This window comes from Proteus sp. PR00224, assembly GCF_016238105.1.
In the GTDB taxonomy this organism is placed as follows: domain Bacteria; phylum Pseudomonadota; class Gammaproteobacteria; order Enterobacterales; family Enterobacteriaceae; genus Proteus.
On record NZ_JAEHQU010000001.1, the window covers coordinates 287,111 to 300,703 of the forward strand.

Here is a 13,593-nt window from a genome sequence, read left to right on the forward strand (position 1 = left end):
TAACCACCCATCTTACGAGTGGTTATGATTTTTAGCCGAGTGGGATTTATAGTTTATTCAGTCTCTGACTTTATGCTTTTTTCTGCCAATAGATTAAGTAAAGCATATTTCTTTTCAATATTACGTTGTGCTTGATTCGCTAATGCCATTGCTTTATCAGGATAGATTTTAAATAGTCGACTAAAACGTTGCTCTTTATTTAACACCGCAGAAGCGACTTGGTTAGGAGCTCTTGAATCTAGCATTAATGGATTTTTGCCCTCTTGTTCACGGCGAGGATCAAATCGATAGAGAGGCCAGAAACCTGATGCAGTCAGTTGCTTCATTTGTTCATAGCTAAAGGCCAAGTCATAACCATGCTCTTCACAAGGACTATAAGCAATAATCAGTGAAGGTCCTTGATAGGCCTCCGCTTCTTGAATGGCTTTAATAGTTTGGTTCATTTGAGCACCAATAGCGATTTGAGCAACATAAATGTTGCCATACATCATCATGGTGATACCCAAATCTTTGCGAGCTTTATTTTTTCCATCCTCACCAAATTTAGTAATAGCGCCCATTGGGGTTGCTTTAGATTGTTGTCCACCAGTATTGGAATAACATTGTGTATCTAACACCAGTACATTAACGTTTTCACCGCTACTCAATACATGATCAAGTCCGCCAAAACCAATATCATAAGCCCAACCGTCACCGCCAACCATCCATACAGATTTTTGCATTAAATAGTGCGCATCATGGAGTAACTCTTTGGCTAGTGGATCACTACTGAGACCTAATAAGGTGGATAACTCATTAATTCCATTGCGTTTATCCTGATTAGAATTATTCGTATCAGTCAACGTTTGATAAAGTGAAGCGGGTATTTCTGTTGCAAATCGATTTAATAAGCGCTCAACACGTTTTTTATGCTGATCTAAGGTGAGACGAAAACCTAGACCAAATTCGGCATTATCTTCAAATAAGGAGTTAGCCCAAGCAGGCCCTCTGCCTTCTCTGTTTGTGGTATAGGGTGTGGTTGGGAGATTACCACCGTAAATAGATGAACACCCTGTGGCATTTGCAATTAATAATTCATCGCCATAAAGCTGAGTTAATAATTTAATATAGGCGGTTTCACCACAGCCAGAACATGCACCTGAATATTCAAATAGTGGCGTAATTAATTGTGATGTCCTGATATCTATTTTTTCTAATTCAGAAGGATGTAAATCAGGTAATTGATTGAAGAAATTGAAGTTTTGTTTTTCTTGTTCTAATACACCAAGCTTTTCAATCATATTGATCGCCCTGATGTTTGGATCTTGTCTGTCTTTGGCTGGGCAAACTTCATAGCATAAGTTACAGCCAGTACAATCTTCAGGTGCAACTTGTAAAATATAGTCTAACCCTTTCATTTCACGAGATTTTACAGGAAGTTTTTCAAGGGTTATTGGTGCATTTTCTAACAGGCTAGGCTTGGTCACTTTAGCGCGAATAGCAGCATGAGGACAAGCGGCAACGCAATAGTTGCACTGTGTACATAAAGACGGTTTCCAGACAGGAATAAATTCAGCAATATTACGTTTTTCCCATTGTGTTGTGCCAGTTGGCCATGTGCCATCAGGTGGAAATGCCGAAACAGGTAAACTATCACCAAGCCCTGCTATCATTATGGCGGTGACTGTTTTGACAAAATCAGGCGCATTATCAGCGACAATCGGGGATTTATAAGGACTTTCGGTTAATACAGCCCCAACAGGAACGCGCTCTAATGCAGACAATGTTTGTGAAATCGCCATTAAGTTCGCATTGACCAATGCTTCGCCTTTATTTTGATAACTTTTAATAATTGTCTTATGCAGATAATCATTTATCTTTTCGGCAGGGAAAAGAGATGTTAAGTGGAAAAATGCTGTTTGCATTATGGTATTAATTCGTGCGCCTAATTGGCATTCACGCGCAATCTTATAAGCATTAATAACATAGATGCGCGCTTCTTTTTCAATAAGTAGCGCTTGAACTTCTTGCGGTAATTTAGCCCAAACGGTTGGCGCTGAATAAGGGGTATTTAATAGAAGTGTGCCCCCTACTTTTAATTTCTCAACAATTTGGTATTTATCAATAAACTGCCATTGGTGACAACCAATAAAATCAGCCTGTTTAATGAGGTAAGTTGAGTTAATAGGCGTTTGACTGATCCTTAAATGAGAAACAGTTAATCCACCCGCTTTTTTTGAGTCATAAACAAAATAGCCTTGGGCATATAACGGTGTGTTGCTACCAATAATATTAATATTATTCTTAGTCGCAGAAACAGAACCATCACTACCTAATCCATAAAAGAGTGCGCTAAGTTTATGATGTTCAGGTAATTTGGCATCCATAGGCATAATTGATAAATGTGTTACATCATCATAAATACCAACAGTGAACCGACGTTTAGGTTTAGATTGCTGTAATTCTTTAAACACAGCCATAACACAATCTGGATCGAATTCTTTTGAAGATAATCCATAACGACCAGAAATAGTCAGAGGCAATATTTCACGTTCACCTTGATGATAGGCTTCGGCAAATGCCGTAATAACATCAAGATAGAGAGGTTCAGCCTGTGCGCCTGGCTCTTTAGTTCTATCAAGAACAGCAATAGACTCAACTGAATTTGGAATAGCATCAAGAAAATGACGCGCCGAAAATGGGCGATAAAGGTGTACACAAAGTAAGCCGAGTTTCTCGCCTTGCGTATTGAGCATATCAATAACTTCTTTACAAGGACCCGCGGCTGAACCCATTAGAACAATAATTCGTGTAGCTTGAGGATGCCCATAATATTCAAATGGCTGATAAGTACGCCCAGTCACTTTGGCAAATAAATTCATTGCCTCTTCAACATGTTGATAACCACTGTTATACCAAGGGTTCGAGGCTTCTCTAGCTTGAAAATAAGTATCAGGATTGGCGGAAGTTCCTCTTATCACAGGCGATTCTGGCGATAATGCACGTTGGCGATGAGCTTCAATCGCAGAGTATGGGATAAGCTGTTTGAGTTCATCATCAGAAATAGACATTATTTTATTCATTTCATGTGATGTTCTAAATCCATCAAAAAAATGAACAAATGGAATACGGCTATTGAGCGTTGCTATCTGCGCAATCACCGCAAAGTCTTGCGCTTCTTGCACACTATTGGCACAAAGTAGCGCACAGCCCGTTTGTCGTATTGCCATTACATCCGAATGATCACCAAAAATAGACAAAGCATGTGTTGCGACAGTACGTGCAGCGACATGCAATACAAAAGGCGTTAATTCCCCTGCTATTTTATAAAGTGATGGGATCATTAATAATAATCCCTGAGATGAAGTAAATGTGGTGGCTAACGCACCTGTTTGTAATGCACCATGAACCGTTGCTATCGCACCGCCTTCGGATTGCATTTCCATTAATCGAGGTATATCCCCCCAAAGATTGGGCTGGTGAGCAACTGCCCAACGATCAGCATATTCCGCCATCGTCGAGCTAGGTGTTATGGGATAAATAGCAATAACTTCATTTAAGCGATAAGCGATAGAAGCAACAGCTTGGTTAGCATCTGTTGTGATATAAGGGTGCAGTTTATAACTCACAATAATTACCTTTGTTGTTGATCTTTTTTCTTATGCTTTTGAAATTAGCAGAAATTAATTACAAGGAATTATCGTATTTGTGGCTCAAGAGCGATTTATTTGCCAATTAGATGATTTTAGTCAACATTGGCAAATAAATAAAATTGTTATTTAACAATGAATTAAATAATAGTTTTATTGTCGTTGGTGTTGTTTACGGTAACCAGATAAAGAATTACCCGTTTCTCTTTTAAAGTATCGGCATAAATAAGAGGGATCATCAAAATGGAGCTTCACTGATAATTCATTTACCGACAGCGAAGTGCGCATTAATAACGCCTTTATTTCAAGGATAACTTGACGATTAATCAAAGCCTTAGGCGCATCATTAAAGAATTGCTTTGTTATTTGAGATAAATAAAACGGTGTAATGTTAAGCTGATTTGCATAAAAAGCCACCTCCCTATGTGCTAAACAATGCTTGCCAATCAATTCCCAAAACTGCCAGCAGAGCTTTTCTTTACGACTAAATTCTTTTTTGGCGATAGAGAAATGAGCGGGTATTGATTCAGTAATAGCAAAAAAGAGATTTTGTAAGTGGTTTTTTAACATTAATTTTCTGTGTTCAGAATAACTGCTATCTATATGTGTTAATTGTTGAATCCATCTATTTAAGGCTTCATATTGTTCTTTATGTGGATGGCAAATAGGGTTGTCATGGAGAAAAGCAAATAAAGTATTTGAAAGAGAATAAGCAATTTCTGAAGCAAAAGATTTATCGAGAAAACAATAGAATAAGCGAAAATTCGCTGATTTTCGACTCAAAACCGCCATCATATCATCGCCTAAAATAAGAATATCATTCGCTTTGATCACCTGTTTTTGAAAACTAATATTGATTACCGCCCTCCCTTCTAAGCAAATCATGACTACGATATAGGATAATGGTAAAGGATAACCTATTTCATTCATCATATTACTTTCACCCATAATGGCATATTGCGGTGAAGTATTAAGTTGTGACAATACTTGGTTCAGCATAAATCCATTACCTCTTTTGCTCCTGACTTAACCCACTTTATGTTTTTATATTTGACGATATTGAACGTAATAACAAGTATCCCCTCTCATTTAGTTGTCAAAAGTACCGATTTTACCTCTTTTATGACATTCGGTTTTTTAGTTGTTTTCTTTAGAATACATACATCTTAAAGACGTAAGATAATTTGCAGAATATTTGAAAACTAAGAGAAGTTATTGAAATGAAAATATTAAAAACAGAGAGACTTATATTACGACCATGGAAACTTTCTGATGCGTCAAGTTTGTATCAATATGCAAAAGATGAACGCGTTGGCCCAATTGCAGGTTGGCCAGTGCATAGAAGTGTTGAAGAAAGTGCCGAAATTATTCGTACTATATTTATGCGTGATGATGTTTATGCCGTTACGTTAATTGATGATGATCTTGTCATAGGCTTAGTTGGATTATCTTTCGCAAATGAGAGTAATTTCCCTATTGGGGATAATGATGCTGAAGTTTCTTATTGGATTGGTGTTCCATTTTGGGGCAAAGGTTTAATACCAGAAGCCGTAAAAGAAATCAGTCGGTATAGCTTTGAAACACTGGAATTAGATAATTTATGGTGTGGCTATTTCGCTGATAATGAGAAATCACAAAAAACACAAGAAAAATGTGGATTTAAATTCCATCACGTCATTGAAGAACAGTACGCAGAATTTTTAGATGAAGTGAAAATTGAAAATATTTGCCGCTTAACTAAAGATGAGTGGATTGAAATCCAAAAACAAGTCTATTAAAACAAAACACCAGAGTGTGAAATTCACATTATCTGGTGTTTTTTAATATTAACAGGGCAATTTAATTAAGCACTTGCTAATGCTTGGGATAAATCAGCAATTAAATCTTGTGGATTTTCTATCCCAATAGATAAACGAATAGTGGTGTCTTGAATGCCAATGCTATGTCGTAATGTTATTGGTACACCCGAATGCGTTGTTGAACCTGGATGACATGCTAGAGATTCCGTTCCCCCCAGACTTACTGCAAGTTTAAAAATTTTCATTGCATTAAGAAAACGGAAAGCTTCACTTTCTCCACCTACAATATCAAATGAGAAAGTTGATCCCGCACCTGTACATTGTTTAGCAAAAAGCTGGGCTTCAACAGAATTTTTATCAGCAAAAGGTAAATAATGAATTGTTTTTACTTTTTCATGATCACGCAGAAACTCTGCAACTAATAATGCATTCTGATTGGCTTTTTCCATTCTAATTTGTAACGTTTCTAAAGAACGGCCTAGCATCCAGCAAGAATGCGGATCCAGTTGTGTCCAATCTGATTTGATTAATAAGTTCACGAGAGCCCATTGCGGCACCAGCGACTAAATCTGAATGCCCACCAACATATTTAGTTAAAGAATAGACTGAGATATCAGCACCTTGTTCTATCGGATGTTGATATACAGGGCCAAGTAATGTGTTATCGCAGACAATAATAGGACGATAGCCTTGCACTTTTTCTAATTGATCAGCAACGTTTTTTAATGCTTCAATATCGACTAATGAATTAGTTGGGTTTGCGGGAGTTTCTGCAAAAATAACGGATACACGCCCTTTTTGACAGGCTTTATCTGCTTGTTCTTGAATAAGTGAACGGTTTAGCCCATCAGTAAATGGTGTGGCTTGGATCCCAAATTTAGCAAGTGTTTTGGCAATTAACGTTTCAGTTCCGCCATAAAGTGGCTGTGAATGTAAAATAACATCACCGGGCTGCGTTAATGCCATTAATGTTGTGGTAATTGCGGACATTCCTGATGAAAATAATACACAAGATTGCGTATTTTCATAAACCGCCAGTCTGTCTTCAACAATTTCACTATTAGGTTGATTAAAGCGAGAATAAACTAAACCGGCTTTTTCACCTTCTGGTAAAGGTTTTCTACCACTTACGGTATCAAAAAAAGCTTTACCCTCTTCAGCACTTTTAAAAATAAAGGTGGATGTTAAAAATACAGGTGGTTTAACTGAGCCTTCAGAGAGTAATGGATCATAGCCATAACTCATCATTAGTGTTTCTGGTGATAGTTTATGCTCGCCGATATATTGTTTTTTCAGTTGAGAGTCAGTCATTTTTTTATTTCTTATGTTTAATGAAGGATCTTTATCATACTGAAAAAAATTCATGTTGTTAGAATGTTTTATATAGAATAAAAACCAGTAGTTATATAAACATAACGCGTTTAAACATAAAAATAACGTTAAATAAAAGGTTCTATTTGTTGAGTGATATTTAATCAAGGTAATTTGACTAGATAAAAGTTGATTATTCTAGTTAAAAAGAAGGAAAAAACAGTAGGATAAACTTAAAGATAAAAAGAATGAGTGCCTCTTTTTACCTTTAAGTTAAGGGCGGTTACCAAGCTCTTACCGCATCACCTTTATACATTTCTTTGAATTTTAACTCGATTTGTCTTGAATGCAGAACTGAAACCAGTTTTTTTATATTTTCATCATTTTTGTTATCTTCACGCGTAACAACAACATTAGCATAAGGTGAATTTTTAGTTTCTAAGATCAGCCCATCACGAGTCGCAATGAGCCCAACTTGAGATGAAAAATTATTGTTGATTATAGCCATTGTGATATTTGGATCATTTAATGCTTCAGTCAGCTTAGGTGTGTCGACTTCAACAAAAGTGATTTCTTTTGCGTTATAGATAATGTCATCTACTGTTGGCGTGAAACCAACATCATCATTAAGAGTAATGAGATGATTTTCTGCGAGTAATAAAAGGGCACGCCCTTTCATGCTGACTTCATTTGAAATTGCAACGACATCACCAGACTTTAATTCATTTATATCGCTAATTTTTTTAGAGTATGCGGCTAAAGGAAAGATATACGTTTTGCTGGCAATATGAAATTGGTAGCCATGTTCTTTTATTTGAGCTTGAAGATAAGGAATTGATTGAAATACATTCGCATCAACTTCTTTATCGTTCAATGCCTTATTAGGCTGAACATAATCATTAAAAGCAACAATCTCAACATCTAACCCTTCAGTTAATTTCGCTAAACGAATTACTTCATCCCAAATCACTTGATCAGGCCCTGTATTAATTGCCACTTTTACTTTATGTGTATCTTCTTGTGAGCAAGATACAGTAAATAGTGATATTGAGGCTAGAAGTAAACCTGTAATAATTTCCTTCATATCTTCCTCTTAAACAGACTTTGATAAAACAGCGCCATAAAAATCATTTTGATTAAGAAATATCCTAACAGTAGATTAATAACAAGGAACAAGAAATGATACAAGTACCCAATGCATATAAAGAAAGGAATATTATTTATATTTACACAATGTGTTGTTTTATAAAACAAAAAACAACACATCATAATATGATGTGTTTGTTATTTAATTGTAGATTTATTCATTAATAATTTTTTTTATACAATTATCAGAATACGCATCTTCTACACTAAGATAAGATGATTCAGTTACACAATAACTATTAAATTGCCATTTAAATTGAATTTCATCACCTTTTTTATTTTCTAAAATAGAATAACTTGAAAAGCGGATTGGAGTGGCTTTTTGTAGGTTGTTTCCTATTTTTTCAGCACTTAACAATACAACGTGATTTTTTTTCTCAATAAATTTGAAATCAGAGATGGTGATATCTGTACCTTTAATCTTATTGTTAAAAAGACTCAAAGCATTAGCATATATGGACGGAACAATATAAACCTTTTGATCACTTCCTTTGATATAAACCGTTGCCAGATCAACAGAGGTTGAATCATTTAATGCTCGTCTAGATTTAACGACAACATCAGGAACACCATCACCATTAAAATCGATAAGATTTACTCCATATTCAAGTTTAATATCTACTGCTGTTGAAGCAAATGGCAACGATAAAAAAAGTAATCCTAGCCCAAGTTTTAATATATTATTCATTGAATTCACTTCTTTTTTTGCTTATTACTTGCACATCAGACTACTTTGTAACAGTGATTAGTCAAGGGGTTTTATGTTTCAAAATAATACAAAATTTACATTTATATTATTTATAAACTATTTTCATGATAACCACTATACTTATTTGACTATTATAAAAAGAATATATTTTTAGTGGTTATATTTTTTTAGATTGAACATTTTTCTTTAATATAGAGCAATATAATTTTTAAGGTCGCTAATTCTTTCTTTTGTTTTATCTTTTAAACAACTGCTATATACCATTGGTGCTAAACTACCACCTTGATAATAGTCAGCTTCATATTGGCAAGAGAGGTCTCTAAAATTAATCCAAACCAACTGGGCTTGTTTAAGCTGATCTTTTCGAACACCGTCTAATTTAGCGTAATATTGTTGATAAATATGGTTAAGTTCTTCATCTTTTTGCTGAAAATCTTGATGTACACATTGATTAATTTCAGTTTGAGTTGCCGCATTTCGACAATCAAAATTATCTGCTTGTAAATGTATAGACCAAAATAGTATACCGCCAGATATTGCACCGAATAGGATAAGTTTTTTCATCACACCGTCCGTTTTTTGATTAAAAATATCGCTAAAGATATTTACTTCATTCCTTTACTACTTAATTTAAAAGATAAAAACAAAGTAAGCCATTTATCATTTTAGCAATATTTCTTACATGACAATTACGTGAAGATAACGCAAAAATACTCTATTTTAGATAATCCGATTTAGACAACAATATTTAACCTTGAGTAATTATACTGATATTTTGTTTAGAGAGAATATCTATTTAATAAAAATTTAAAAAAATGATAACTCAATATCTCTTTTCTTTAACAATAAATGTCATTTGTAAAAAAACTAAGTAAAACAGTAGTTATATTCTATTGTTTGTTTTTTTGTAGTGAATCACGGTTATTGAAAATATCTAATCAATTTTACTTTAATAAGTAACTCGTCTTACCAGTTTCTATTTAAGCAAATTTTAATAAAATAATTTTAATTAATTAGACTAACCAGTCTAATTGGTACATATTATATGAAATAGAGACATAAATGATTTATTTATATTACTCACGGGTCTACACCCATAGTGGATTTTTCAAGATATGAAAAAATGTTTCAAATCAATTTGGTTTTATTTAGGATTTATTGTACTTCTTTTTGTGATTATCATTAGTCGTGGCCAGTATTCTGATTTTGAATTGGATGATCATGCCTTAGCGATAACCCCGATTAATTTTACTTCTAAAACAGATACTTTATCTGGAACATTAATTTTACCTAATCAGAATAATATAAAAGCAGTTGCTATTTTTGTTCATGGTGATGGTGCTCAAGATCGCTTTTCAAATAGTGGATATTTGCCATTAATTAATAGCTTGCTGGATTCTGGCATTGGTGTGTATACATGGGATAAAGCCGGTGTAGGAGAGAGCCAAGGAAATTGGTTGCTTCAATCTATGCAAGATAGAGCAGATGAAGCACAAATAGCATTAAAAATTATTCAAAAAAAATTTACTCATACAGATATTAAAGTTGGTTATTTAGGATTTTCACAGGCTGGATGGGTTATCCCTATTGCAGCGACGCAATCTAAACCTGATTTTTCCGTTATTATTGGTGGAGCTGTGAATTGGCGAGCTCAAGGCGTTTATTATCAGCAAGTACGTTTAAAAGCCGACAATATTGATGATAATGAAATTTCTCGAAGAGTCTCAGAGCAACTGCAACAAAATGATCGTGTGTTTGGTATTAATGGTAACCATGATATTTCAGCGCAAGGAGATATGTCTGACGATCGTTTCTATTTTGTTGTTCAAAACTATTTAAGTGATTCATCTCAATATTTACCGCACATGAATGGGCGGGTACTGGCTATGTTTGGTGAGTTAGATCTTAATGTCGATGCTCCAAAAAACGCATGTTTATATAGAACACTATTAGGAAATCATGTAGATAAAACAGTCACCCTATTCCCCAATGCTTCTCATGGTTTATTAAAAGCGCCTTTCTTTAATTACCAGTTAGATAATCAATGGCCTTGGTGGAAGCAGATGCTTTTCATTTATCAAGGACAAGATAGTTATTCCCCAGATGCTTTAAATTACTTAACATCGTGGATCACTGAAGAGACGACAATATCTTCTGATTACATTGATTTTAAATGTGAAAATAGGAATACAAATTTAAAATAAAATGTAAATAACGCCTAAATGAGAGTTTCTCCTTAGGCGTTAAAGTGTAAAAATATATTATAAATCAATTTGATACTCAATGATTTCTCTGATTTTTATTAATGCATCACGCAATAAATTAATATCAATTGAAGCTAGTGCAATACGAATTGCATGAGGAATATTGGTCGTTGTGGCATAAGGCTCAGCGGTTGCAACAGATATTTGTAATATTAGTGTTTCAGCATGGGTAGGCTTAGGCTATGTCTCGCTTTTTAGTATGTTGATTGGCTTTATATTTTGGTACAAAGGATTATCACAAGGTGGTATCGCGGCAGTAGGACAACTTCAATTATTACAACCATTCTTTGGCTTAGGTTTAGCCGCTGTATTACTTCATGAATCTGTCAATTTATTGATGTTGTTAGTCACCATTGGTGTTATTTTTTGTGTCGCTGGCTCAAGAAAATATGCTTAATTAAAGCTTGCTTTAAAAAACTAAAAAACACGCTAAATAGGGTTATTTAGCGTGTTTTATTCTTCAATTAAATTGGCAACTTCAAGCAAGTTATTATCAGGATCACGTAAATAAACCGATATAATAGCGCCAGTTGCACCCGTTCTAGGAACTGGCCCTTCTTCTATCTCTACACCTTGCTGATTTAAATGCTCAATAATCTCTGATAACGGTGTTTGTGTTAAAAAACACAAATCAGCCGAACCTGCGGTTGGTTTTGCTGCTTTGGGAAGAAATTCCTTTCCTAATTGATGAAGATTTATTTTTTGAGAACCAAAAGTGAGTGCTTTGCGTCCTTCTTTAAACGTAATAACGTTAAAGCCTAATACGCGGTGATAAAAATCACAGGTCATCTGAATATCAGCAACCGTTAATACCAAATGATCAAGGTGTGTAATTTTCATCAAGCTCTCACTTTTTATACATCAATTAAAGTTCACACTTCGTTTTTAAAACAGCCGTTTTTCTATGGTGATCTAGTGCTAACTCAATTAATTTAGTAATTAATGATTGATAGCCTAAACCTGCACTCTGCCATAATTTTGGATACATACTAATATTGGTAAAACCAGGTAGTGTGTTTATTTCATTGATCACAACACGATTATCTTGAGTTAAGAACACATCTACACGAGCCATACCTAAGCAATTAAGAACACGGTATGCTTTTAATGCAACTTGGCGAATATTCACACTCGTATTTTCTTCCATTACCGCTGGGACAACGACTCTAGCACCGTCTTCATCGATATATTTTGTATTATAGGCATAGAAAGCATCGTTTAATACGATTTCACCACAAGGGCTAACTTCTGGATCCTCATTACCTAAAACAGCACACTCTATTTCACGACCTACAATAGCACTTTCAACAATCACTTTAAGATCGTATTCAAAAGCCATTGCTAATGCAGCGTTGAATTCTTCTTCATTATTAACTTTGCTAATTCCTACAGAAGAACCTAGGTTTGCAGGCTTAATAAATAAAGGAAGTCCTAATTGACGAACCATTTCGTTGTAAGGAATATCATTAATTTGATGCGCCATAATAGTAATAAATGGCGCAACCTCTAATCCGGCACCATCAAGTAGGCGTTTAGTAATATCTTTGTCCATACAAGCAGCTGAACTCATGATATTTGGTCCTACATAAGGCATATCAATCATGTGTAATAAGCCTTGGAGCGTTCCATCTTCACCGTACGCACCATGGACAATTGGGAATACAACATCAATTTGAGGTAATGCCTGGCCATCTTCAAGTGAAATAAATTGATTTTTTACACTACCAGGAATAATAGCAACCGCTCTTAAAGGTTTGCTTAATGAAATAGTTTTAGGATTATCGCTATTTAGTAAATAATCAGTTTCTGAATATTCATGCCACTGACCTTGTTCATTAATACCGATTAAGCAAAGGTCGAATTTCGTTCGATCTAATTCATTAATAATGTTTTTTGCTGACTGTAATGAAACTTGATGTTCTGTGGATTTACCACCAAAAATAATAGCGACTCTTAATTTACTCATTTTCTAACCTTTTATAGGACAGCTATAGCGAATAGGTAGCAATATATCATGATAAAAACCCCCAATGTAGGTGGATAGTTCTTATCTGCGAAAAATTACGATAAAATGATGAGATTCTATGATTTAGAGTGTTAAAACATCACTATTTCAAGTTATAGAGTTTCTCTAACGATGACCATGCTATAGAAAAAGAGTAATGCCATGACTGATATAAAACAACCGATTGAGATGGATATTACTGAAGTTGCAAAAGCAACGGGACTCGCCTCTTCCGCGATCCGTTATTATGAGAAAAAAGGGCTTATTCATTCGATAGGTCGCAAAGGACTTAAGCGCGTATATCATAGAGATGTTCTGACTCGTTTAGCGTTAATCTCTTTGGCACAACAAGCTCATTTTTCTTTAGATGAAATAGCCCAACTGAGTCTTAATCAAAAAGTACCTGAAATTGATAGAAATATGGTGCGCTCAAAAATTGAAGAAATTGATATTAAAATTAGTGAATTAATTCAGTTACGAGATGGATTAGAGCATATTTTATTTTGTCCTGAAAAGAATCACTTTCAGTGCAAGCATTTTCAAGATGATCTCGCATTAAGTTTAGAAAAGAATAAGAAACGACTGCTTGAATAATCGACACAATTTTCATTTTTAATAATAAAAACAATATATTAAAAACAACTTTGATCAAACTGCCTTTCTATTGACTTGAAGTTAACTTCAAGTTGTATGATACAAATTCTTTCTTTATTTGTATCAGTGGAGACCT

The 13,593-nt window shown here is 34.6% G+C and carries 10 protein-coding genes and 2 pseudogenes; 4 read left to right on the forward strand and 8 right to left on the reverse strand.

Going from position 1 to position 13,593, the window contains the following annotated elements; translation table 11 throughout:
* Positions 1–53: 53 nt before the first annotated feature.
* The gene (gene nifJ, locus JEP71_RS01395; protein ID WP_332872257.1) at positions 54–3,608 is read right to left on the reverse strand and encodes a pyruvate:ferredoxin (flavodoxin) oxidoreductase; all 3,555 of its coding nucleotides are present in this window, start codon (positions 3,606–3,608) and stop codon (positions 54–56) included.
* A 174-nt stretch (positions 3,609–3,782) separates the two neighbouring features.
* Positions 3,783–4,562 (reverse strand): helix-turn-helix domain-containing protein, encoded by a 780-nt coding sequence (locus tag JEP71_RS01400; RefSeq protein WP_232797448.1) that lies wholly within the window; start codon positions 4,560–4,562, stop codon positions 3,783–3,785.
* A 287-nt stretch (positions 4,563–4,849) separates the two neighbouring features.
* Here JEP71_RS01400 and JEP71_RS01405 point away from each other — a divergent pair, with 287 nt between their 5' ends.
* On the forward strand, positions 4,850–5,407 hold the full coding sequence (locus JEP71_RS01405) for a GNAT family N-acetyltransferase (protein ID WP_102086725.1): 558 nt from the start codon (positions 4,850–4,852) through the stop codon (positions 5,405–5,407).
* Positions 5,408–5,472: 65 nt separating this feature from the next.
* Here the strand turns inward: JEP71_RS01405 and JEP71_RS01410 are convergent.
* The 4 genes and pseudogenes from JEP71_RS01410 to JEP71_RS01425 form a co-directional block, all read right to left on the reverse strand.
* A pseudogene (locus tag JEP71_RS01410) lies at positions 5,473–6,739 on the reverse strand (cystathionine gamma-synthase family protein).
* A 283-nt stretch (positions 6,740–7,022) separates the two neighbouring features.
* The gene (locus tag JEP71_RS01415; protein WP_102086722.1) at positions 7,023–7,823 is read right to left on the reverse strand and encodes a MetQ/NlpA family lipoprotein; all 801 of its coding nucleotides are present in this window, start codon (positions 7,821–7,823) and stop codon (positions 7,023–7,025) included.
* 216 nt (positions 7,824–8,039) lie between these two features.
* Entirely contained in the window at positions 8,040–8,573 is a 534-nt protein-coding gene (locus JEP71_RS01420; protein ID WP_102086721.1) for a carbapenem self-resistance protein CarG family protein, read from the reverse strand.
* Between the two features lie 207 nt (positions 8,574–8,780).
* Positions 8,781–9,158 (reverse strand): lysozyme inhibitor LprI family protein, encoded by a 378-nt coding sequence (locus JEP71_RS01425; RefSeq protein WP_198625629.1) that lies wholly within the window; start codon positions 9,156–9,158, stop codon positions 8,781–8,783.
* A 551-nt stretch (positions 9,159–9,709) separates the two neighbouring features.
* Here JEP71_RS01425 and JEP71_RS01430 point away from each other — a divergent pair.
* Positions 9,710–10,798 (forward strand): alpha/beta hydrolase family protein, encoded by a 1,089-nt coding sequence (locus tag JEP71_RS01430; protein ID WP_102086719.1) that lies wholly within the window; start codon positions 9,710–9,712, stop codon positions 10,796–10,798.
* Between the two features lie 211 nt (positions 10,799–11,009).
* Positions 11,010–11,255: pseudogene (locus JEP71_RS01435) on the forward strand (EamA family transporter); the annotation flags it as partial.
* A 56-nt stretch (positions 11,256–11,311) separates the two neighbouring features.
* Here JEP71_RS01435 and JEP71_RS01440 read toward each other — a convergent pair.
* A complete protein-coding gene (locus JEP71_RS01440; protein ID WP_198625630.1) occupies positions 11,312–11,698 on the reverse strand; it encodes a VOC family protein in 387 nt (128 codons plus the stop codon).
* Positions 11,699–11,723: 25 nt separating this feature from the next.
* Positions 11,724–12,824, reverse strand: a complete 1,101-nt coding sequence (gene ddlA / locus JEP71_RS01445) for a D-alanine--D-alanine ligase (protein WP_198625631.1) — start codon at positions 12,822–12,824, stop codon at positions 11,724–11,726.
* Positions 12,825–13,025: 201 nt separating this feature from the next.
* Here ddlA and JEP71_RS01450 point away from each other — a divergent pair, with 201 nt between their 5' ends.
* Positions 13,026–13,457: a helix-turn-helix domain-containing protein gene (locus JEP71_RS01450; RefSeq protein ID WP_180949070.1), complete on the forward strand. Its 432-nt coding sequence runs from the start codon at positions 13,026–13,028 to the stop codon at positions 13,455–13,457.
* Positions 13,458–13,593 lie beyond the last annotated feature (136 nt).